General features: G+C 64.0%; 21 protein-coding genes. 10 read left to right on the forward strand and 11 right to left on the reverse strand.

Annotated elements, in window-relative coordinates:
• Nucleotides 1-64 precede the first annotated feature (64 nt).
• Together ACWHXT_RS02725 and ACWHXT_RS02730 are read left to right on the forward strand one after the other, a co-directional pair.
• Complete coding sequence (locus ACWHXT_RS02725) at nt 65-2,251, forward strand: GNAT family N-acetyltransferase (RefSeq protein WP_447957156.1); 2,187 nt, start codon at nt 65-67, stop codon at nt 2,249-2,251.
• A 32-nt stretch (nt 2,252-2,283) separates the two neighbouring features.
• Entirely contained in the window at nt 2,284-3,750 is a 1,467-nt protein-coding gene (locus ACWHXT_RS02730) for an aminoacyl-histidine dipeptidase (protein ID WP_447957157.1), read from the forward strand.
• A 79-nt stretch (nt 3,751-3,829) separates the two neighbouring features.
• On the opposite strand, the gene ACWHXT_RS02735 is transcribed toward ACWHXT_RS02730, so the two are convergent.
• Nucleotides 3,830-4,306 (reverse strand): Dps family protein, encoded by a 477-nt coding sequence (locus tag ACWHXT_RS02735; protein WP_447527736.1) that lies wholly within the window; start codon nt 4,304-4,306, stop codon nt 3,830-3,832.
• A gap of 184 nt (nt 4,307-4,490) precedes the next feature.
• On the reverse strand, nt 4,491-5,636 hold the full coding sequence (locus tag ACWHXT_RS02740; RefSeq protein WP_447957158.1) for a glycerate kinase: 1,146 nt from the start codon (nt 5,634-5,636) through the stop codon (nt 4,491-4,493).
• Nucleotides 5,637-5,779: 143 nt separating this feature from the next.
• On the opposite strand from ACWHXT_RS02740, the gene ACWHXT_RS02745 reads away from it, so the two are divergent.
• The 4 genes from ACWHXT_RS02745 to ACWHXT_RS02760 are packed head-to-tail and all read left to right on the forward strand — an operon-like array spanning nt 5,780 to nt 8,473.
• Nucleotides 5,780-6,331 carry a hypothetical protein gene (locus ACWHXT_RS02745; RefSeq protein ID WP_447957159.1) on the forward strand — a complete coding sequence of 184 codons (552 nt, stop codon included), beginning with the start codon at nt 5,780-5,782 and terminating at the stop codon, nt 6,329-6,331.
• On the forward strand, nt 6,328-6,702 hold the full coding sequence (locus ACWHXT_RS02750) for a hypothetical protein (protein WP_447957160.1): 375 nt from the start codon (nt 6,328-6,330) through the stop codon (nt 6,700-6,702). The genes ACWHXT_RS02745 and ACWHXT_RS02750 overlap by 4 nt, the downstream gene beginning before the upstream one ends.
• Complete coding sequence (locus ACWHXT_RS02755) at nt 6,699-7,391, forward strand: DUF1007 family protein (protein ID WP_447957161.1); 693 nt, start codon at nt 6,699-6,701, stop codon at nt 7,389-7,391. The genes ACWHXT_RS02750 and ACWHXT_RS02755 overlap by 4 nt, the downstream gene beginning before the upstream one ends.
• Nucleotides 7,392-7,393: 2 nt before the next feature.
• Nucleotides 7,394-8,473 carry a nickel/cobalt transporter gene (locus ACWHXT_RS02760; protein ID WP_447957162.1) on the forward strand — a complete coding sequence of 360 codons (1,080 nt, stop codon included), beginning with the start codon at nt 7,394-7,396 and terminating at the stop codon, nt 8,471-8,473.
• Between the two features lies 1 nt (nt 8,474).
• On the opposite strand, the gene ACWHXT_RS02765 is transcribed toward ACWHXT_RS02760, so the two are convergent.
• A complete protein-coding gene (locus ACWHXT_RS02765; protein ID WP_447957163.1) occupies nt 8,475-8,894 on the reverse strand; it encodes an HIT domain-containing protein in 420 nt (139 codons plus the stop codon).
• A 174-nt stretch (nt 8,895-9,068) separates the two neighbouring features.
• Between ACWHXT_RS02765 and ACWHXT_RS02770 the strand changes: the two genes are divergently transcribed.
• On the forward strand, nt 9,069-9,200 hold the full coding sequence (locus tag ACWHXT_RS02770; protein WP_447527743.1) for an entericidin A/B family lipoprotein: 132 nt from the start codon (nt 9,069-9,071) through the stop codon (nt 9,198-9,200).
• Nucleotides 9,201-9,317: 117 nt separating this feature from the next.
• Complete coding sequence (locus tag ACWHXT_RS02775) at nt 9,318-9,680, forward strand: I78 family peptidase inhibitor (protein ID WP_447957164.1); 363 nt, start codon at nt 9,318-9,320, stop codon at nt 9,678-9,680.
• An 8-nt stretch (nt 9,681-9,688) separates the two neighbouring features.
• On the opposite strand, the gene ACWHXT_RS02780 is transcribed toward ACWHXT_RS02775, so the two are convergent.
• The 8 genes from ACWHXT_RS02780 to ACWHXT_RS02815 all read right to left on the reverse strand — a co-directional run bounded on the left by ACWHXT_RS02780 (nt 9,689) and on the right by ACWHXT_RS02815 (nt 17,398).
• The gene (locus tag ACWHXT_RS02780; protein WP_447957165.1) at nt 9,689-10,300 is read right to left on the reverse strand and encodes a LysE family translocator; all 612 of its coding nucleotides are present in this window, start codon (nt 10,298-10,300) and stop codon (nt 9,689-9,691) included.
• A gap of 53 nt (nt 10,301-10,353) precedes the next feature.
• Entirely contained in the window at nt 10,354-11,358 is a 1,005-nt protein-coding gene (locus ACWHXT_RS02785; RefSeq protein ID WP_447895133.1) for an ion transporter, read from the reverse strand.
• 32 nt (nt 11,359-11,390) lie between these two features.
• Nucleotides 11,391-11,915 carry an acyl-CoA thioesterase gene (locus tag ACWHXT_RS02790; RefSeq protein ID WP_447895134.1) on the reverse strand — a complete coding sequence of 175 codons (525 nt, stop codon included), beginning with the start codon at nt 11,913-11,915 and terminating at the stop codon, nt 11,391-11,393.
• Between the two features lie 71 nt (nt 11,916-11,986).
• A complete protein-coding gene (locus ACWHXT_RS02795) occupies nt 11,987-13,297 on the reverse strand; it encodes a short-chain fatty acid transporter (RefSeq protein WP_447957166.1) in 1,311 nt (436 codons plus the stop codon).
• Between the two features lie 86 nt (nt 13,298-13,383).
• A complete protein-coding gene (locus tag ACWHXT_RS02800) occupies nt 13,384-14,685 on the reverse strand; it encodes an MATE family efflux transporter (protein ID WP_447957167.1) in 1,302 nt (433 codons plus the stop codon).
• Between the two features lie 7 nt (nt 14,686-14,692).
• A complete protein-coding gene (locus tag ACWHXT_RS02805; protein ID WP_447527750.1) occupies nt 14,693-14,941 on the reverse strand; it encodes a YfhL family 4Fe-4S dicluster ferredoxin in 249 nt (82 codons plus the stop codon).
• A gap of 68 nt (nt 14,942-15,009) precedes the next feature.
• On the reverse strand, nt 15,010-15,510 hold the full coding sequence (gene coaD / locus ACWHXT_RS02810) for a pantetheine-phosphate adenylyltransferase (protein ID WP_447527751.1): 501 nt from the start codon (nt 15,508-15,510) through the stop codon (nt 15,010-15,012).
• Between the two features lies 1 nt (nt 15,511).
• Nucleotides 15,512-17,398, reverse strand: coding sequence for a beta-ketoacyl synthase (locus ACWHXT_RS02815; protein ID WP_447929112.1), 1,887 nt, complete (start codon nt 17,396-17,398; stop codon nt 15,512-15,514).
• Nucleotides 17,399-17,602: 204 nt separating this feature from the next.
• On the opposite strand from ACWHXT_RS02815, the gene trmB reads away from it, so the two are divergent.
• Complete coding sequence (gene trmB, locus ACWHXT_RS02820) at nt 17,603-18,280, forward strand: tRNA (guanine(46)-N(7))-methyltransferase TrmB (RefSeq protein ID WP_447957168.1); 678 nt, start codon at nt 17,603-17,605, stop codon at nt 18,278-18,280.
• Nucleotides 18,281-18,420: 140 nt separating this feature from the next.
• The gene (gene dacB / locus ACWHXT_RS02825) at nt 18,421-19,824 is read left to right on the forward strand and encodes a D-alanyl-D-alanine carboxypeptidase/D-alanyl-D-alanine endopeptidase (RefSeq protein ID WP_447957169.1); all 1,404 of its coding nucleotides are present in this window, start codon (nt 18,421-18,423) and stop codon (nt 19,822-19,824) included.
• Nucleotides 19,825-19,835: the final 11 nt, after the last annotated feature.

Genomic DNA, 19,835 nt, shown 5'->3' on the forward strand with positions numbered 1-19,835 from the left:
CTTACGTTGTAGAACCGATTACGCCGGCGCTTAACGACCCAGACCCACCTGTTCAGGAAGTTCCATGATAGAGCGCCCCGCTAATGCTTCGGCCCCCTTTTCCAAGCGCTGCGCCCAGGTCGTGGCCGCCCACGCCAAACGCCTGAAGCGGCGCCGCTGGCGCCAGTTGGTGTGGCTTCACGGCGAGGCTAGCGCGTGCCGTGAAGCGGCGCTGGCGCTCTGGCAGGCCCACGCCTGGCAAGCGCCGCTTTGGGTGGCAAGCCAAGAAGATGCCCCGGTCGCGGCGCTATCCAACAAAAAAGCGCGCAGCCGGCTGGGGGGCGAGCACCAGTTGGTGGTGATTGACGCAAGCGCAGCCCAGGGCTTCGACCCGGACGCGCTCGGCGTGCTAGCGGGCACGTTAACCGCAGGCGGGCTTTGCGTGCTGATCACCCCGGCGGACTGGGGCCGCACGCCGGACCCGGACTACGCTCGCTTTACCGACCACCCCTGGCATTGGCAGGGGCTGAGCGCCTACTACCTTCAGCGGCTGGCGGGCATTTTGACGGCCTCTGCTGATGTCGTCCGCTGGCCGGTAGCGCTCCGGCCCTGGCTGCCCCGGCTTGGCCCGGTACCACCCGCCCCGCACTACGTGGACGACCCGGCCTGCCAAACCCCGGACCAGGCGCGGGTGGCTTCTCTCATTACTCGCCTGAAGCGCCGCCGGCCGCTGGTGATTACCGCCGACCGAGGCCGGGGCAAGAGCGCGGCGCTGGGCATCGCCTGCGCGCGACTGCTGCAAAGCGGCGTAAGCGACATCGTCGTCACCGCGCCGTCGCTTGATGCTATCGTAAGCCTCACCGAGCGGCTCGGCGCGCTCTGCCCCGCGGGGCGCTGGCAGGGGTCTGGGCACTTCGAACTACCTGGCGGGCAAACGCTGCGCTACTTGACGCCCCAGGCACTCGGCGAGCAGGTAAGCGACGGTGTGCTTGGCGGCGATGGCCGCTACCTGCTGGTGGATGAAGCAGCGGCGATCCCCGCCGCGCTGCTGGCCCAGTGGCTCGAGGCGTTTCCACGCATTGCGTTTGCCACCACCGTGCACGGCTACGAAGGTTCCGGGCGCGGCTTTGCGCTGCGCTTTCGCGAGGTGCTCGAGCGCCACACCCCGCTCTGGCGCGAGGTGTGCCTGGATGCGCCGGTGCGCTGGGCCGCCCAGGACCCGCTGGAAGCGGTGCTAAAAAAACTGCTGCTGCTGGACGCGCCGCTTCCCAGGCTCCAGCGCGGCGCCCCTGACGCGACCCAGACGCTCACCCAGCCAATGCTTTCCCGCGACCCGGTGCTGATGGAAACCCTCTTCGGGTTGCTGGTTCAGTCGCACTACCGCACCACGCCCAATGATTTACGCCAGCTAATGGACGGCCCGGGCACCGGCTTTCGCATGATGGGCGAGGGCGCCGCGCCCCAGGCCGTACTAGTGACCCGGGAAGAAGGGGGCTTCGAGGCCGAGCTCGCCGACCAGGTCGCCCGGGGCGAGCGTCGCCCGCGCGGGCACCTGCTCGCGCAGTCGCTGGCCGCCCACAGCGGCAGCCGCGGCGCACTCATCGCCCGCTGGCGCCGGGTCGCGCGTATTGCCACTCACCCGCAGCGCCGCCGTGAAGGGTTGGGTCGGGCGCTGATCGAGGCGGATATCGCGGCCGCGCGGGAAAGCGGTCTGGCACTTTATGGGGCGACTTTCGGTGCCGAGGCCTCGCTTTTACGCTTTTGGCGGGCGCTGGGGTTCAAACCGGTGCGGCTGGGCGTTACCCGCGAAGCCTCCACCGGCGAGTACGCGGTGATGGTGGCGCGCGCGCTCAACCCGGAAGGCGAAGCGGTGCTAAAGGAGCTCGACGCCTCCTTTAGCGCGGGGCTTGAAAGCCTGCTCGCGTTTGAGCTACCAACGCTCGCCCCGGATGTCGTGGTGCTACTGCTCGGTGCGCTAAAGCCTGCGTCTTTGAACGCGCAGCAGCGCCAGGACGTGCGGGACGTGGCCTACGCCCACCGCGACCCGGCGCTGGCCCGGCCGGCACTTGCGTTGCTGGCGCGTTTGGCAAGCGCCGAGCAAGCAAAGCCGGGCGCGCCTTCGGATGCAACCCACGCCCTCGAAACCCTGACCGCGTGGGCGTTTCAAAACCGCCTGCCCGCCCCCGCGCCGCGGGAGGCGAACCGGGCGCTTCGGGCGGCGGTTCGGTGTCTGGCCGAGTGGGCTCTTTTCCCCGACGAGCGGGAGCGGTAGAGTAGGACGGTTATGAATCACAAAGAGCTATCATGAACGCACATCTGGACTCGCTTGAACCTACGCTGGTATGGCGCCACTTCCGTACGCTGTGTAATACGCCCAGACCCTCCGGTTTCGAGGCCGCGCTGGTCGAAAAGCTCGAAGCCTGGGCGGCGGGGCTTGGCTTGACGTCCGATCGCGACAGCTTCGGTAATCTGCGTATCAAAAAGCCGGCAAGCCAGGGCTTTGAAAGCGCCCCCGGCGTGATCCTTCAGGGCCACCTGGACATGGTCGCCCAGGCCAACGCTGACACCCCGCACGATTTCACTAAAGACCCGATCAGCACCTACGTCGAAGGCGGCTGGCTACACGCCGATGGCACCACCCTGGGGGCGGATAACGGGCTTGGCGTGGCGGCGATTCTGGCGCTGCTCGAAGACGACACCCTGACCCACGGCCCGCTGGAGGCGCTGTTCACGCTGGAGGAAGAGAGCTCCATGGGCGGTGCGCTGAACCTGGACGAAAACTGGCTCGAAGGCTCGCTGCTTTTGAACCTGGACAGCGAAGAGCGTGGCGAAGCGTATATCGGCTGCGCCGGCGGCGCGGACGTGCTGGTGGATGCCAAGCTGCCCGGCAGCGCCCTGCGCGAAGAGGAAGCGGTGATCGAGCTTTCGCTGACCGGGCTCCAGGGTGGCCACTCGGGGATAGACATTCACAAGCCGCTGGGTAACGCCAACCGCTTGCTGGTGCGCGCGCTGCGGGCGCTGGATATTCTCGATGCCCGGCTGATCGACTACCGCGGCGGCACGCTGCGAAACGCGATCCCCCGCGAGGCGTTTGCCACCGTAGCGCTGCCCGCCGATGAGCTGGACGCCGCACTTGGCAAGGTGGAAAAGCTCGCAGACATTCTGAAAGCGGAGCTGGGTAGCGGTGACCCTGGCCTTTCGCTAAAGGCCAAACAACTCGAAGGCGATAGCGCTAAAGAGCCGCTGACCCGCGATGCCAGCGCCATGCTGGTGGCCGCGCTTTACGCCGCCCCTTGCGGGGTAGAACGCATGAGCGCGGACGTCCAGGGCGTGGTCGAGACCTCGAACAACCTGGGCGTATTAAGCCTTGACAATGGGCGGCTGCATCTTTGTGCGCTGGTGCGCTCGCTGCACGACAGCGCTACGACAGCGCTGGCGGATCGCTTCAGTGCGCTGTTCGGGCTCATGGGCGCGCGCGTCCGGGTGGAAAACGGCTACCCCGGCTGGGCGCCCAACCCGCAGAGTGAACTGCTGGCTACGTTCAAGGAGCGCCACCAGGCGCTGCTGGGCGTCGAGCCCGCGGTGAAGGTCATTCACGCAGGCCTTGAGTGCGGCATCCTGGGCAGCAAGTACCCGCATTTGGACATGATCTCGTTTGGCCCGCTGATTCGTGGCGCCCACTCGCCGGACGAGCGAGTAGAACTTGAATCCGTCGAGGAGTTCTGGAAAATGCTGCGCGCCTTTACCGAGGCGTTGGCTGAAAAGCGCTAGCCACTTCGGTGTTCCAGAAGTGCTGGTGGTACTCACAAAAACGGCGCCTACAGGCGCCGTTTTTGTGATGCGGTGCGGGTTACTTGCTCAAATAAGCGTTTAACATCCACACGGTTTTTTCCTGCTCGCGGATGTAGTCGCCGGCCTGGGCGGCGGTGCCTTCATCGTCGGCATCGGAGGCCAAGGCCAGCACTTCGCGCTGCAGGGCGATCAGCGTCTGGTAGCCGTCGAGCACGCCTTTAACGCAGGCCTGGCCATCGTGTACGTCCTTGTCTTCCTCCAGGCGCGAAAGCTTGGCGTAGTCGCTGTAAGCGTGGACCGGCTTGTGGCCCAGCGTCAGAATACGCTCGGCGACTTCGTCCACTTTGGTGAGCAGGTCGGTGTAAAGCTCCTCGAACTTCTCGTGAAGCTGGAAAAAGTCGCTGCCCTTGACGTTCCAGTGATAGCCGCGCACGTTCATGTAGAAGATCTGGTAGTTGGCGAGCAGATGATTGAGCTTCTCGGCCAGCTGGCTTGCACTACCTTCGTGTAGACCAATGCTGTTGAACTCGGACATAAAGACTCCTTCCTGTAAAACCGTACTGTGAAACCGTTCCTGGGCGCTCGGCCCTTCGTGGCACTTACCTTCGTGGTACTTAGAGTAGCGAAGGGCAGTGGCGCGATAAAACGGGTTTTGTGTATCGCGTTCATAGCGTGGCGGTATCACCGCCGCCTCTACCTGTTAAGTGCAGGCGGCCAGGCTATTTTTCAACCGCCGGGGCGCCGCAGTAGAGCCGGGTGATACTTTCGCAGCGCGCGCTCAAAAGCTCGGCGGTGCGCGCCAGCGCCTCCTCTAAGGTCATGGGGCCGTCGGCCAGGGCGAAGGCCGCGGTCACGCCCTCCTCGAGGCACGCCTGCCAGCCTTCACCCAAACTGCCCGCTAACACCACCACCGGTTTGCCGTAGGGCCGGGCGGCCCGGGCTACGCCAATCGGCGTTTTGCCCGCCAGGCTCTGGCCGTCCAGGCGGCCTTCGCCGGTGATCACCCAATCCGCGTCTTCGATCAGCGCGGCCAGGTTCGCCTGGGCCATGATGATCTCGATACCCGGCTTTAGGGTGGCCTTCAAAAAGCTCGCCGCGGCAAAGCCCATGCCGCCAGCGGCCCCGGCGCCGGGAAGCGCGCGATGATCTATACCCAGCACCGTCGCGCTAACGTCGGCAAAGCGCTCGAGCGCTTTATCCAGGCTGGCCACATCCGCCTCGGTGGCGCCTTTTTGCGGGCCGAACACGGCGCTTGCCCCGCGGCTGCCTAAAAGCGGGTTGTCCACGTCCACCGCCGCCTCGACACTGAGCGCTTCAAGGCGCGGGTCGAGCCCGGACAGATCCAGGGTGTCGAGCGAGGCGAGCGCGGCGCCGCCCGGCGCCAGCGTCTGCCCGCTTGCGTCTTTGAGGACCGCTCCCAGCGCCTGGAGCATCCCTGCGCCCGCATCGTTGGTGGCGCTGCCGCCCAGCAGTAGCAGGGCTTTTTCGGCGCCGGCGTCCAGGGCGGCGCGAAAAAGCTCGCCCACGCCAAACGTGCTGGTGTGCAGGGCGCAGCGCTCCTGGGAGGTCAAATGCTGCAAGCCGCTGGCTTCGGCCAGTTCTATAAATGCGGTACGCTCGCCAGCGAGCCAGCCCCAGCTGGCCAAGCGGGGCCGGCCCAAGGCGTCGTGTACCTCGATTTGGCAGCGGCTGGCATTCGTGGCGGCAATCAGTGCGTCGAGGCTTCCTTCACCGCCGTCGGCGAGCGGGCAAGTGTGCACGGTCGCCAAGGGGCAGGCCTTGCGGACGCCTTTTGCCATGGCCTGGGCGGCCTTTTCGGCACTCAGCGCATCCTTGAAGCTATCGGGGCAGAGCACAACCTTCATGACGCAGCCTCCATAAAACCTTATGATGAATTGTTTGTCTTGGAAGAGAAATTAAGGCCTGAGCTTACCGTGGCACCAGGTTGGGTACCAGGGCTTGCGTTATCAACCCTACAAGAGCCGGTTTGAACGCCGAGGGAGCACGCATGAAGTCACTACCGATCGGGGTCGTCTGTTTAATGGCGCTGGCAGGCTGTCAGACCGTGCCGGATCAGCTGCCCCGGGCCGAACCGGCACCGGCGCCGACGTGCTACTTTCCAACCCAGGGGGCCGAGGCGCAGGATCTCGTGATCCAGAGCGTGGCGCTTCTGGAAAACTGGGACTTCGAGCTCGATACGACGGATACCACCCTTGGCCTGGTGAGCGCCAGCAAGGAGCGGGAGCTGGTGGGCTATTACGACGCCTACGATGGTTACCGTTACGGCTCCGGCGTGCGACTGTTTGGCGGGCTGGGGATTGGCCGCGGCTCCTCGGTCGGCCTTGGGGTGGGCACCGGTATCGGTATCGGCCAGCAGCCCATCGAAAGCGAGCGAGTGAGCGTGCTGGTCCACAACGACCACGTGCGTATATCCCGTGATATTCGCCGCTTTGATCATGTGCGCGATGTACGCGAATCGCGTACCGCCAGCAACGACGACTTCTGCCGGCGCTTTCAGTCGGCGCTGCCCGCCTTCGAGCGCTCCGGGAGCCGCTTATGATGCTTTTTCGCCGTGCTTTCGCAGCGCCCGCCCTGGTGCTCTTCGCTCTGGTGCTTGCCGGGTGCGCCACCACCCAGCCGGTCGACCCGCGTGAGCTTCGCTTTAACGCCGCGCCGGAGCGCACCTTCCGCGAGGCGGTGGATTTGATGGTGGCCCAGGGCTACGTGATCCGCCACGCCGATCTGGCCCTGGGGCGGGCGGAAGGCGCGTTGGCTCGCTGGCCAGAGTACCGCCTGATGCTGCAGGTCGAACCGCTAGGGACGGCAAGCCAGGTACGTGTTTCTGCACTGCGCGGCGCCACGCCCCTGGCGCCGTACCTGCTCGACCCCTGGCTCGTCGAGCTGCAGCAGCGGCTGGGAGAAGCCCCTTGAGCGTTTTGCACCCGTTGGGCAGAAGGGCGACACGCCTTGCGGGGCTTGGCGCCCTGGCCTTTACGCTGAGCGTGCTTGCCAGCCCCGGCGCCCAGGCGCACCCCCACGGCTGGATCGACCTGAGCGTGAACGTTTTGACCGACGAGCAGGGCCGGGCCACGGCGCTTAGCCAGACCTGGCGGATGGACCCGTTCTATAGCCTGATCGTATTCGATGAGCTCTCTCGGGTGGAGGATGCAAGTTTCGAGGAGGGGCTGGATCAGTTGGGCCAGGACATACGCGATAATCTCGCAGCCCAGGGGTATTTCACCGAGCTTTGGGTCGATGGCGAACCTCAGGCGCTTGGCGAGGTTAGCGAGTACACCACCCTCAAGCGCAACGAGCGGCTGGTGTACATGTTCACGCTGCCCCTGGCGGAGCCGGTGGCGCTCGACGGCGCGCTACTCGAGTACCAGATTTTCGATCCGACCTATTACATCGAAGTGGTCCATGAGGAGCAAAACGGCGCCCCCGCAGAAAGCGCGCTCGCGCTCGCCGGCGAGCTTTCCTGCGATTTGAGCGTAACCCCCGCCGACCCGGACCCGGAGCTTGTGCTACAGGCCGCGTTGCTGGACAAGGGCGAGCAGGGCGAGCCCGATCTGGGGCGCTTTTTTGCTGAAACCGGCCACGTTAACTGCACCGAGTCGTAGCCATGCGTGATGTCACCTTTAAAAGCCCCGCTGTACAAAAGCCCTCTTCGAAGAAAAAAATCCTCGGCGCAGCGGTGTTGGCTGTCTGCCTGGCGCTGGCAGCCTACGCAGCGTACGGCTGGTTTCAGGGCGCGAGCCTGCAGGTACTTGCCTGGCAGCGCGGTCTGCACCGCTCGCTTACCTTGGCGGTCACCGAGCTTGCCCGTACGCCGTCTCCCTCGGCGTGGTTGACGCTTTTGAGCGTAAGCTTCGGCTATGGCGTGTTCCACGCCGCGGGCCCGGGCCACGGCAAGGCGGTGCTGGCCACCTATCTCGCCTCCCACGGCGGGGCGACCCGCCGGGCACTAGGGCTCTCCTTCGCCGCTTCGCTTTTGCAAGGCGTTACCGCCATCGCGATGGTGGGGGTGCTGGTGTTGGGGCTTGGCTTCGTGACCCGTCAGGCGATGGGCAGCGTGGTTTGGGTCGAGCAGGCAAGCTTTGCGCTGGTGGCGCTTTTAGGCTTATGGCTGTGCGTTCGGGCACTCCGCCAACTGCGCCGCGCTTATCAAGCGCCCCCGCGCGCGACGTTTGCGCCGGTCGCGGCCTCGCCCTTGAGCCTAAGGCCGTCTTCGGCACCTGATCCGGCGCATCACCACCACGACCACCACCACTGCTGTGGCGGGGCGCATCATATCGAGCCCGACCAGGCGCTCGATTGGCGCACCGCGCTGATGACCGTGGGCGCGATCGGCATGCGCCCGTGTTCTGGGGCGGTGCTTTTGCTGGGCGCTGCGGGGCTTTTAGGGCAGTTTTACGTGGGCGTGACGGCGGTCGTTGCGATGTCCGTCGGCACCGGGATGACGGTATCGGCGTTGGCGTTGGCAAGCGTTTTCGCTCGCGGCTGGGCCACGCGGCGGCTCAAGCGTCAGTCGCGCCAAAGCGTGCTGGAAAAAACCGCAGCCTGGGCGGCCCTGGCAGGGGGCGCGGTGATCATCTTGCTGGGGGTGTCGCTTTCGGTTGCCGGGTTTAACCAGCCGGCGAGCTCGCCGCTTTTTAGCGAACCCGCCTCGCGCAGCGCCGCGCCCTTTGGCGCCTCCCCCTGATTTAGAAGGTGAGCTTGTCCATATGCGCCAAAATCAGCTCGCGGCGCTCGCTTTGCTGGGTGGGGGTGTAGGGCACGGCTTCACCTCTGCCCCATACCGGGGCTGGCCAGCTTTCATCGCTTTCAAAGCGCACTACCAGGTGAACGTGCAGTTGGCTGACCACGTTGCCAAGCGTTGCGATATTGAGCTTGTCGCCCTTGAACGCACTATTCATCACTTTGCCCAGCGCCGTCGCTTCCTGCCAAAGCCGGGTTTGGTCCTCGGCGCTTAGCTCGAAGACTTCACAGGTGCTCTCGCGGCGCGGCACCAGAATCACCCAGGGGTAGCGGGCATCGTTCATTAACAGGGCGCGACAAAGCGGCAGGTCGGCCAGCGCCAGGGTGTCGGCGGCCAGGCGAGGGTCCAGCGTAAAGGTGCTCATGGGCGGGCTCCAGGTTCAAATGTTGACGACTAGCATGGCAACTGCTATCTAATTCGGGTGAGCGGCGGTGCGTTAAACGGGCACGATGGCCCAAACGCTGTTACGCTAACACAACGCCTGCGTTACCTATTCATGCGAAGGCTTCCCCGGCCCATAAATGTTAAGGAGAACACGATGAAAAAACTAATCGCGATGAGCTTCATTCTACTGGTTAGCGCCGCCACTCTGGCAGGCTGCAACACCATGTCGGGTGCGGGCCAGGACGTTCAAGCGGGCGGTCAGGCCGTACAAGACGCCGCCGAATAAGATCGAGCGGGGTTCGAAAAGCAGGCGAGATACTCTCTCGCCTGCTTTTTTATGCCAGGCCGTTGTGCAACCCGAACGCCGCGGCCCGTTCACCACGCACTCACAAGGATAAGTGGCATGTTAAGCGTTAATCGATTGTGCAAAACCGGCCCCGCCGCGCTGGCGCTGGCGGTACTTCTCAGTGGCTGCACGACCAATACCGGCGTCGCCCAGGCGCCCACCAGCCCGGACGTTAGCGCGCCGCCGCCGCCGCGGGTAGGCGAAACCGCCCCTCGGGGCGAGTGCGACATTGCAAGGCTCGATCAGGTAACGGGCGAGCAGTTAACCGACACGCGCACCCGCGAACTGCAGGCTGAAAGCGGCGCGAGCGACGTTCGCGTGCTCAAGCCGGATAGCTCGGCCACGATGGACCATCGTGCGGACCGGCTCAATATCGAAGTCGATGAGGCCGGGCGTATCAGCGCGTTTCGCTGCGGCTGATTGTGCGTTTAGCGCAAAATCAGCACCACACAGGCGGCGGTTAGAACCCCCATGGTGATATTGAACGCCCGCCAGGCGCCGTCGCTTTTGATAAAGCGCCCGATGGCCATGCCAAAGACCACCCACAACAGCAGGCAGGGCATGGCCACGAACTCGGCAAAGCCCACCAGTATTACCGCATTAACCAGTGTGGAGCCGCTGTCGGGCAGAAATCCGGCAATCAGCGCAAGCCCCAGCACCCAGGCCTTGGGGTTGGCCAGTTGAAACAGCGCCGCCTGCCCAAACGTCAGCGGCGCGCCTTTGGTGCGCGTGTCCGTTAAATCCGGCGGGGGCGCCGTGGCAATCTTGAAGGCCAGGTAGAGCAGGTAGGCGCTCCCCACCCAGCGCAGCGTGGTCTGCAAAATCGGAAAACGCTCGAAGAGTACGCCCAGGCCCAGTGCAATGGCCACATAAAGGGCGAAGCATCCTCCCAGAATCCCCAACATATGGGGCACGGTCCGACGAACGCCGAAGTTCGCCCCGGAGGCCGTCAGCATCAAGTTGTTCGGCCCCGGCGTCAGGGTCATCGACACAATGAAAACCGCCACCGGCCCTAGTAGTAAAAGTAGTTCGCTGTTCATCTCTTCGGGCCTTGTCCTGTGAAGCGCTTGGCGGGTAGTTCGAATGTGCTCGTTTAGTCGTAGCGGTCTTTCCAGCGCTGGCGGCGCACCTGCTCCTTGAGCATTTCCAGCATGTCGTAGAGCACCTGCTCGGTGACGTAGGCGCTGGTTTCGTCCACTGTGAGCCAGCTCTCGAACCCGCTTTCGGCGGTGCGCTCGACGAGCTGACGGAAATCCGACGAGTGAATGCCGAGGGCCAGCTCGTCGACCAGCCGCTGGGCCACGCCGCTTAACGAGGCCTGCATGGCGCTGGAGGCGGCTTCGCCCATCGGCAGGCGGTTGAGCCGCTGAATCTCCGGGCTTTCGTTGAGCGTGCGGGTGATCAAGCCATCGATGGAGCTCATGATCGACGCGCGGTTTTGCTCGTAGGCCTTGCCCACGGTCGATTCCAGCCGCTGGGAGATTTCGTGAATCAGCTCGGCCTTGCGGGGCATGATCACCCGGTCCACCAGCCGCTCGGTGAGCGAATCCGCCGCCAGAATCTGCTGCTGTACGTTGCCCATCAGGCGCAGCGCGATACGATCGGAAAGTTCTTCGAGCAGGATGTCGTAGTACTTGGCCACGAACTGAAAGCTCGACCAGTTACGCACGTTGATCAAACCCAGCCGGTGCAGGCGGTTGATCAGCGACAAAAGCCTGAGCGCGCGCAGCCAGCGAAAGCCCGCCAGCGGAATGCAGCCGAGCACGTCGTACCAGTGGATGAACGGGTAGAAAAACCAGCGGTGGTAGCGCCGCTCGACGACGGCGGCGATCCAGCCCAGCAGCACGTCGATCACGAATATCGTGACGAACACCAGGTCGATGGCGAAAAACCGGCTATGGATGGTGCGCTGGTAAGCGTCGTGAAAGCCGGGGGCGGTACTTTCCAGGCCCTGGCGAAACCAGTCCAGTAAAAAAAGCGAGTCGAACAGCAGCAGCGCCAGGTTGACGATCACCACGGCCAGAATGAAAAAATCCCAGCCGATGTGCGCGTACTCCACGGCTTTGGGTAGTTGGGGGTGGCGCTCTCTGGCCAGCATGAAGACTCCTTTCAGTAGTGGTCAAAAACGGGCTAGGACTCGTCGCTCAGGTGTTGCTGGGCAAGCCTTTCTTCCTGCTCGGCCTGTTTTCGCAGCTTTTTACGCAGTGCCGCCTTCTCGAAGCGCAGCTTCTGAAGCGGCGTATCGAGCGAAAGCGGGGGCACTGTGGCAGGCTGACCCTGGGGGTCGACCGCCACCATGGTCAGGTAGCAGCTATTGGTGTGGCGGATCAGCTTTTCGCGAATATCTTCCGCCACCACCTTCACGCCGATCTCCATCGAGGAGCGGCCCACGTGGTTGACGGTGGCCAAAAACGTCACCAGTTCGCCGACCAGAATGGGCTGCTTGAAAAGTACCTGGTCGACGGAAAGCGTGACGACGTAGTGGCCGGAGTAGCGGCTGGCGCAGGCGTAGGCCACCTCGTCGAGCTTTTTGAGAATAGCACCGCCGTGTACCTTGCCGCTGAAATTGGCCATGTCCGGGGTCATCAGCACCGTCATGGAAAGCTCGCGCTGACCGGGCAGGGCCGTGGCGTCGGCGCGTTGGGTATCCGTCATACAAAAGCCTTCTTTAAAATCTGAAAAGCGCGTACCCGTTCGATTCCGGGCCGCGCATCGAACGGAGCGGGTTAAAACCACACCAGCCCAATGGAGATGATCGCGCCGGTTAAAAATAGCTGAACCAGGCAAAAGCCCATAATGTCCTTGGCTTTGAGCCCGGCAATGGCGAGTACCGGCAGCGCCCAGAACGGCTGCAGCAGGTTCGTCCAGGCATCGCCCCAGGCCACCGCCATGGCGACCCGGGCAACGTCCGCGCCCAGTGCCTCGGCGGCGGGCAGCATGACCGGCGCCTGCACCGCCCACTGCCCGCCTCCGGAGGGCACGAAAATGTTCACGATACCGGCGCTGATAAACGACCAGAACGGTAGCGAGGTGGCACTGGCAAACGACACCAGCCACTCCGACAGGCTCTGGGCCAGCCCCGACTCCACCATGATCGCCATGATGCCGGCGTAGAACGGAAACTGGATGACGATCCCCGCGCCGCCCTTGATCGCCTCGTTGAGGCTGGTCAGCAGGTTACGTGGCGTACGGTGCAAGACGATGGCTAAAAACAGAAACAGAAAGTTGACCACGTTCAGGTTGAGCCCGCCGCTGCGTAGCAGAAAGTGATCCAGCAAAAACAGCAGGCCAGGCACGCCCACCAGCAGGGCAAGCCAGGTGCTGTTTTCGAGCTTCTCGGCGGGTCGGGTGGTGCGCGCGGTCGTTTCCGGCTCGTCGTCCAAAAGCGCCGGGTCCACGTACACGCTCTCCTGGTCGGCGGGCAGCATCAGCCGGTTGATCAGCGGAATCGCGATGAACAGACACACGACGATGGCCAGGTTGAAGAAGGCAAAAATGGTCGAACCGGTGCCGATCACGCCGATCTGGTTGGCGGAGAAGTGGCCCTCGGTGGCGATGGTGAGCGGAATCGACCCCGCCAGGCCCCCGTGCCACACCACGAAGCCCGAGTAGGCGCTGGCCACCAGCAGCCGGTAATCGACCTTGATCAGCCGAGCGAGCTCCTTGGCGAACAAAGCGCCGACTACCAGCCCGAAGCCCCAGTTGATCCAGCTGGCCGCAAGGGATACCAGCGTGACCAGGATGATGGCACCGCCCGGGCTTTTGGCGGTACTCGCCAGACGCTGAAGCAGGCGTTTGACCGGCGGTGAGCTCGCCAGCATGAAGCCGGTCACCAGCACCAAAAGCATCTGCATGGAGAACGTCAAAAGCCCCCAGAAGCCGTCGCCCCACATGCGCAGCACGGCAAGCGGGGTTTGGCGCTCTACGGCGATGGCCGCGATGCAGGCGATCAAGGTGAGCAGCAAAACGAAGATGTAAGGGTCGGGCAAATAGCGCTCGACCAGCTTGACCGCGGGTCTGGAGATAAACCTTAGCATGGGAGGCTCGCTTTATTCGTTATTGGGAATGCGTGCTCAATATACGAGCCCGGGGTGGTTTTTTCATCCCCACCAATGGATCAATGTCAGGCGCCGGCGCTTCGCCAGCGCGTTTGGCGGTAGTGAACGTAGTAGCCGATCAGCACCGCCGAGCGGGTGAGCATGAACAGCGTGAAGGCGAGCCATAGCCCGTGGTTGCCAAGCCCCTGACAAAGCCACCAGGCGGGCAGGTAGACCAAAAGGCCGATAAAGATACTGTTGCGCATCTCGCGCACCGCCGTGGTGCCGATGAACACGCCGTCGAGCAGGTAGCTCCACACCGCAATCAGCGGCATGACGATCATCCAGGGTAGATACACGGCAGCGGCGGCGCGCACTTCGCCAAGGCCGGTCAACAGCGCAATGATCGCATTACCAAACAGCGCAAAGGCAAGGGCGGCCAATGCGGCAGTGTAGAACGAAAAGCGCGCCGCAGCGCCCACCGTGGCGCTAAACTGCGTCCAGTCGCGCTTGCCGAAGGCCCGGCCCACGAGCGACTCGGCGGCGTGGGCGAAGCCGTCCAAAGCGTAGCTCGTCATCATGATGAACTGCAAAAGCACGGCGTTGGCCGCCAGGACCGTATCGCCCTGGCGGGCGCCCTGGGCGGTAAAAAACGCCGTGGCGAACAAAAGCCCAAGCGTACGCACGAACAGATGCGCGTTAACGCTAAAAAGTGCCTTGTAGGCGTGAAGCGTTAAAAGGCGCGCGCGATCGAAGGCGCCTTGTAAAAGGCGTAGTTGGCGCAGTACCAGCCAGCTACCGAAGGCCAGCGCGCTGTAGTCGGCGATGACGCTAGCGAGCGCCACGCCGTTGCTGGTCATGCCCAGCCCAACCACGAAATAGAGATCGAGCACAATATTCACGCTGTTGGTCAGCACCAGCATCATCAGCGTGACGCGCGCATTTTGCTGGCCCAAAAACCAGCCCAGCAGCGTGTAGTTGGCGAGCACCGCCGGCGCCGACCAAAGCCGGATCTCGGCGTACTCCCGGGCCAGCGCCTGGGCGTCCTCGCTGCCATCCAAAAGCCAGAGCCCTAAGTCGATCAAGGGCGCGCCGAACAGCAGCAGTAGGGCGCCAATAAAAAACGCCAGTAAAAGCGACTGGCCGAGCAGGGTTTTGACCTCAGAGGGGTTTTCGCGGCCCATGGCCTGGGCGACGAGCCCCGTGGTGCCCATGCGCAGAAAGCCAAAGCCCCAATAAAGGAAACTAAAAAGTGTCGCGCCCAGGGTTACCGCGGCCAGATAGCGCGAGTCCGGCAGATGGCCGTCCACGGCGGTATCCACCAGCCCCAAAAGCGGGACGGTGAGGTTGGAAAGGATGATGGGCCAGGCAAGCGCCCAGATGCGCACGGGCGGCTTAGGCGGCGGTGATGATGTGATACTTCTTCAAAAGCTGCTCTTTGGATTCCGGGCGTTCGGGGTCGAGCGGAATGCAATCCACCGGGCAGACCTGCTGGCACTGGGGCTCGTCGAAATGGCCCACGCACTCGGTGCAAAGGCCGGGGTCGATCACGTAGATCTCGTCACCCGGTGAAATTGCATCGTTGGGGCACTCCGGTTCGCAGACGTCGCAGTTGATGCATTCGTCGGTAATCATCAGGGCCATGGCTATTACCTCTTGAATGGCGGATTCCCCTGGCGCGCTCGCCGCGCACCAGGGTGAAGCAGAGGGCTTCAGCGCGCGTTGGCGTAGCGCTCGCGTAGTGCGTCGACGACCGCCGACGGCACCAGGGCCGAGACGTCGCCGCCGAGCCTGGCGATTTCACGCACGATGGTCGACGAAATATAGGAGTTTTCCACCGCCGGCGTGAGAAAAACGCTTTCGAGTTCCGGGTTCTGCGCGCGGTTCATGTTAGCAAGCTGCAGCTCGTACTCAAAGTCGGAGGCGGCGCGAATGCCGCGCAGCATGATGCGCGCATCCAGCTCCCCCATCAAGGTGGTCAAAAGCGACGAAAACCCAACCGTCGAGACATTGCCAAGCTCGGCGCAGGCCGCCTCGCTGAGTTCGATGCGCTTTTCAAGCGAAAGCGCCGGCGTCTTGCCCGGGCTTGCCGCCACGGCGATGATGACCTGGTCGAACATGCGCGCGGCGCGCTCGATCAGGTCGAAATGGCCGTTGGTGATGGGATCGAAAGTGCCCGGATAAACGGCGATGGTCGGGTGCTCGGCGCTCATGTTAAAAGCTCTCCTGGTCGTCGAGCCGGCCGAAGGGGTTATCGGCTTTCAAGGAGACCGGCTGCGCGTAGCCTGGAATATGGATGCGCTCGGCGCTGATGTCCAGTTCCGGACCTTCGAGCACCGCTTCGCCAAACTGGTAGCGCGGCGCGAACTGCCCGCGCCCGGCCCGGTCGAGATAGCTTTGGGCCGTGGCGTTGACCGCCTCGCGGCGCTTTTTCCAGGCGCTGATCGCGGCTTCGCCGTGGCGCTGGGTCAGCAGACGCTCGGTGACGCTGGGCGAAAGCACCACGCCGGTGGCGTTGTTGCCGCCAAAGCCCTTTGCATTGATGAAGCTGGCGTCCGCCTCGAAGGCGATCGGCTCCTTGAAAAAGCGTAGCCGCTCGGCGAAGACATCGTCGGCCACCGCGTCGAGGGTCGGGATGCCGGGCAGCAGGGCGTGGCTGAAGCTGCCCAGCGCGCTTGCCAACTGGTCGCCGGCCGCCGAGCCCTGGGAGTGGCCGATAAACGCCTTGATCGCGACCACCGGCCACTGTTCTATACCGTGGGCCCGGGCGATCTCGTGGAGCACGTGGGACTCGGTGGTGCGGTTTTTCGGCGTGCTGGTGCCGTGGGCGTGCATGAAACTTCTCGTCGCCAGCGACTTCTCGCCCAGCATATCGCGTACCAGCGCCGCCGCCTTGCCCAGGGTAATGTAGTTGCCGATACCCGGCGCGGAGATCGAGCGCTTGAAGCCGTCGGCGTTGACGAATACGTCCGGCACCGCGCCCAAAATATTGGCGCCGACCTCGAGGGCGAGGCTATCGTCCATCAGCATGACGAACTGACTCGCCTCGGCCATGGTGAAGCCGCAGTTTTGCGCGAAGGGCCGGCAGGCGCGCTGGTAGTCGGCGTCGGTCAAAAGCGTCAGCGCGTCGAGCGCCTTGAGACCGGCGTCGTCGGCCAGCGCTCCCATGGCGCGAAACCCTTCGATGATTTCCGGGGTGATCGGCGCATCCGAGGTGCCGACCATCACCACCCGGGCGCGCCCGGCGCGAATATCGTGGATTCCCAGGCGCAGGTTGTACAAAAAGCTTGCGCAGGCGCCGAGTGCGGCGCCGGTACTGCCGACACTGCCCAGCACGTAGGCGTTCAAAAAGTCCGCCGGCATCTGCCCGTAGCCCAAAGGCATCTGTTTGGAGGTGGCCCGGTTGCCGGTCACCAGGCTTTTCATTAACCCGCCCCAGCCCTCGTCGTCCAGCTGGCCGATGGAATTGCCTGCGTAAACGGCGATGTCATCCGGGTCCAGGCGGGCGCGCAGGCTCTCCCAGTCGAGCCCGCTTGCGCCCAGGCAGTCGCTGGCGGCAAAAATGGCCATGGCGAGCCCGCGCGGGTGGTGCACGCTGCGGTAGAGGCTGGCCGGGTCGAACCCGGCGGGTAGCTGCGCGGCGGCAACGACTTTAGGTGTCTGGGCATCGGGCAATAAGGCGCTCAGCGTGCCACCAGGCACGGTCACCTTGACGTGACGGGCATCGTCGGCTGGGCTGATCGTCCAGTCGGCGGGCAGGTTCTCCGGTAGCTGGCGGCGGCGCAGCGTGAAGCGCAGCGGGGCATCGAGGGCCATATCGGCCTTGCGGCCAGCGGGCAGGCCCGGGGCTAAAAAGCGCGGGTCTTCGTTACGCCGAATCAGCGTATGGCGCAGAACCTGCTCGGCAAGCGCCTCGGCCGGGTCCTCGAGCGGGGCCCCCTGGGCGTCCTGCCAGCCTTGTTCGGTATGAATCGCCAGGCGCATCAGCGCCGCCAGGCCTTCCAGCGTGTGACGCTTTTGTTCAGCGGGTAGCGCATCAAGCACGGTGCGGCGAAAGGCCTGATGGCCCGAGGTTCTGCCAGCAGGATTGATGCCGCCCATGCCGACAATTACCGGTAAGTGTGACAAGCCGGATTCCTCGTGGTGCGATAATTAGGTAACGTTAGCGTAAGCGCGGGTGGTCGAACACACCTAAGCCAAGCGCCATACAATTTAAAGGCATGATCATAGCACCGGGGGTGCAATGGCGTCATGCCGCGCGCGCCAGAGACTGATAGAATCATGGTTTTTCCATCAGAGGCTGGCATGCAGCACGCGTCTCGAGTCGTTACATCCAACCAGACCGGACCGCACAAGGATCTAAAGCGCCGGGTAGAGCGCGCCCTGGCGCATCCGCTTCAAAAGCCCGTGGCCGAACATAGCCGCCAGGCGTTCGAGACCGCCAACGCCTGGTACGCGGGGGCCAATGCCCCTTTGATTCTCGATGCCGGCTGCGGTGTCGGGCTTTCGACACGGCGTTTGGCGGCGCGGTTCCCGGATCACGCCGTGATCGGTGTGGATCGCAGCGAAAGCCGCCTGGGGCGCGAGCACGGGACGCTGCCCGCCAACGCCTTGTTGGTCCGCGCGGACCTGGTCGATTTCTGGCGGCTGGCGCTGGCGGCGGGGTGGGCGCCGGCACGCCACTATCTGCTCTACCCGAACCCTTACCCCAAGGCGGCGCACTTGAAAATGCGCTGGCACGGCCATCCGGTGTTTCCCACCGCCCTTGCACTGGGCGGACGGCTGGAGGTGCGCTCCAACTGGCAGATTTATATCGAGGAGTTCGCTTGTGGCGTGATGCTTGCCACCGGGTGCCAGGCGCAGATCGAGCCGGTCGTCCCCGGCGAGGAGTACCTGACGCCGTTCGAGGCCAAGTACGCGCAGAGCGGCCAACCGCTTTGGCGGCTCGAGTGCGAACTCGCAAGGCAGAAGGCAAGCGCATGACGGCGCTTTGGCGCTCTATACCGCGACCGGCGGGGCGTGAAGGCGGGTCTTTTCCAAACGAACGAGTACTAAGGTAGGTGAGTGTGAGTCGTTGTAAACCATTGAGGCGGTGCCTAACGCGGGCCGCGGGCGTTGCCGCTGTGGCCCTTTTGTTCAGTCAACCGCTGCTGGCGGACTTTAGTCGCCTGAGCGAACTTCGCGAGCAGGGCTTTTCGATCAGCGCCGAGGCACGCCTTTTAGGGCCGGATGCCGACCGGGTGCTGGGCAGTATCGACCCGGACCGCCAGCTCTCGCCGGCCTCGGTCACCAAGGCGTACATGAGCGCGGCACTGCTTAGTCGCTTTGGCCCCCAGCACCGCTTTACTTCGGCGCTGGTCAGCAGCGGGGTGATCGATAACGGCGTGCTGCGCGGCGACCTGATTTTCGAAGGCGGCGGCGACCCGGGGCTGACCAGCGAAGACCTGTGGCGACTGGTGCAGCGTTTGAAACTGGCCGGGGTTCAGGAGGTCGATGGGGCGCTGGTCGTCAGCCAATGGCGCTTTGGGCCGGTGACCTGCGCCACGACCGACCGCTGCAATGCGCAAAACCGCGTGACCAACGCCTACAGCGCGCCGCTCACCTCGGCCGGGGTCAATTTTGGCACCTGGTGTGTGAACGTGGCCCCCGGGGCAAGCGCCAATACGCCGGCGCGCACCGGCCTTTGCGATAGCCCCGCGCCGCTGGTCACGATCGACAACCAGGTACGCACCGTACCCGCCAATAGCGGCACCGAAATCGGCGCCGTACGTATCACTGACGAGCGCGGCGACGTACTGCGCCTGACCGGGCAGATCTCCACCAACGCCTCGCCTCAGGACATCTACCGTGGCGCTGGCGACCCGGCGGCGCAGACCGCCCAGGTACTTTTGAGTATGCTCAATCAGGCGGGCGTGACGGTGCGCGACCCCTGGCATGTGACCTCCAGCCGCCCGGCGGGGGCGAGCCGGCTGGCGGCGGTGGACAGCAAGCCGTTGCAGGAGCTTTTGCTGCGCACCATGAACTACTCCAACAACTACATGGCCGATGTGCTGGCGCTCAACCTGGTGGAAACACCCCAGGCGCAGCTTGGCCAGGCCGGGCAGGCGATCGAAGCCTTTGCCCAAAGCCTTCCCGGCCACGGCCCGCTGACCATGGACAGCGGCAGCGGCCTGACCACCGGCAATCGCATCTCTGCCCACGGCGCGACCGTTATGCTCGAGGCGATGTTCAATCAAAACGCGCTTTTTCCAAGCTTCGTGGCGGCGTTTCAGTCGCCGGAAAACGGTGTGATGCGCTTTATACGCCGCGGTTCTTCCGCCTTCCAGAACAGCGTGATGCTCAAGACCGGCACGCTGAACGAGCCGTTTGCGGTACGCGCGGCGGCGGGCTACTTTCGCACCGCCCAGGGACGCTGGGGCGTGTTTAGCGTATTGGTGAATGGCACCGGCTCGACGCCTTATCTAAGCTGGTCGGCAGTACTCGACCCGCTCTCCCAGGATTTGGATGCCATGATAATGGCAAACTAACAACGCTTAGC

It is taken from the genome of Vreelandella halophytica (assembly GCF_968193635.1).

Excerpts from the sequence above, each read along its gene's own strand:
- ACWHXT_RS02725 (WP_447957156.1), top strand. The coding sequence starts at position 65 with ATGATAGAGCGCCCCGCTAATGCTTCGGCCCCCTTTTCCAAGCGCTGC.
- ACWHXT_RS02730 (WP_447957157.1), top strand. The coding sequence starts at position 2,284 with ATGAACGCACATCTGGACTCGCTTGAACCTACGCTGGTATGGCGCCAC.
- ACWHXT_RS02735 (WP_447527736.1), bottom strand. The coding sequence starts at position 4,306 with ATGTCCGAGTTCAACAGCATTGGTCTACACGAAGGTAGTGCAAGCCAG.
- ACWHXT_RS02740 (WP_447957158.1), bottom strand. The coding sequence starts at position 5,636 with ATGAAGGTTGTGCTCTGCCCCGATAGCTTCAAGGATGCGCTGAGTGCC.
- ACWHXT_RS02745 (WP_447957159.1), top strand. The coding sequence starts at position 5,780 with ATGAAGTCACTACCGATCGGGGTCGTCTGTTTAATGGCGCTGGCAGGC.
- ACWHXT_RS02750 (WP_447957160.1), top strand. The coding sequence starts at position 6,328 with ATGATGCTTTTTCGCCGTGCTTTCGCAGCGCCCGCCCTGGTGCTCTTC.
- ACWHXT_RS02760 (WP_447957162.1), top strand. The coding sequence starts at position 7,394 with ATGCGTGATGTCACCTTTAAAAGCCCCGCTGTACAAAAGCCCTCTTCG.
- ACWHXT_RS02765 (WP_447957163.1), bottom strand. The coding sequence starts at position 8,894 with ATGAGCACCTTTACGCTGGACCCTCGCCTGGCCGCCGACACCCTGGCG.
- ACWHXT_RS02770 (WP_447527743.1), top strand. The coding sequence starts at position 9,069 with ATGAAAAAACTAATCGCGATGAGCTTCATTCTACTGGTTAGCGCCGCC.
- ACWHXT_RS02775 (WP_447957164.1), top strand. The coding sequence starts at position 9,318 with ATGTTAAGCGTTAATCGATTGTGCAAAACCGGCCCCGCCGCGCTGGCG.
- ACWHXT_RS02780 (WP_447957165.1), bottom strand. The coding sequence starts at position 10,300 with ATGAACAGCGAACTACTTTTACTACTAGGGCCGGTGGCGGTTTTCATT.
- ACWHXT_RS02785 (WP_447895133.1), bottom strand. The coding sequence starts at position 11,358 with ATGCTGGCCAGAGAGCGCCACCCCCAACTACCCAAAGCCGTGGAGTAC.
- ACWHXT_RS02790 (WP_447895134.1), bottom strand. The coding sequence starts at position 11,915 with ATGACGGATACCCAACGCGCCGACGCCACGGCCCTGCCCGGTCAGCGC.
- ACWHXT_RS02795 (WP_447957166.1), bottom strand. The coding sequence starts at position 13,297 with ATGCTAAGGTTTATCTCCAGACCCGCGGTCAAGCTGGTCGAGCGCTAT.
- ACWHXT_RS02805 (WP_447527750.1), bottom strand. The coding sequence starts at position 14,941 with ATGGCCCTGATGATTACCGACGAATGCATCAACTGCGACGTCTGCGAA.
- coaD (WP_447527751.1), bottom strand. The coding sequence starts at position 15,510 with ATGAGCGCCGAGCACCCGACCATCGCCGTTTATCCGGGCACTTTCGAT.
- ACWHXT_RS02815 (WP_447929112.1), bottom strand. The coding sequence starts at position 17,398 with ATGGGCGGCATCAATCCTGCTGGCAGAACCTCGGGCCATCAGGCCTTT.
- trmB (WP_447957168.1), top strand. The coding sequence starts at position 17,603 with ATGCAGCACGCGTCTCGAGTCGTTACATCCAACCAGACCGGACCGCAC.